Raw genomic sequence first — 506 nt, 5'->3', positions numbered from 1 at the left:
TCAAGTCGGCTTGTGTTATCTAAACGGCATTGGTGCAGACAAGAGCATGGTGAAAGGTTGCTATTGGCTGGAACGTGCTGCTGAGGGCGGCAGCGCAGAAGCGATGTACCATGCAGGCGAAGCATGGAAAGACAGAGGCAAAACAGGCAATGCGATTGCGTATGTTTGGTTGTTTCTTTCTGCCAATATGGGTTATCAACCAGCTCGCGCCCTTCGCGATGAAGTGGCGGCGAACATCGGTGTGGATGTGGTGGTTGGACTTCAATCCATTGCGAAGCCTCTGCAAAGAAAGCTCGCATCTGGCATGGTGAAAAAGCACTCGATCATTCGTGCGCTGAACAAGGTGTACAAACGTGACGTATATTTCCCTGGCGAAGAAGAGCTTAACGAAGTGTTAAGTGACGAGCACAAATCTGGGACGAATACGTGGGAGGAGACGACGGAGCTAAACTTCGAACCTGATATGACAACGGTCACAACAGAAGATCAATCAGCGAAACCACCTG

1 pseudogene is annotated in these 506 nt (G+C 50.2%); it reads left to right on the top strand.

Features of this window, described 5'->3' with window-relative positions:
* Nucleotides 1–506 (top strand): annotated as a pseudogene (locus R7Z50_RS31365) (hypothetical protein); the annotation flags it as partial.

The organism is Vibrio sp. 1249-1, assembly GCF_033340495.1.
Note: the sequence above shows the minus strand (reverse complement) of the source record. Positions and strands in the feature narration are given on the sequence as shown.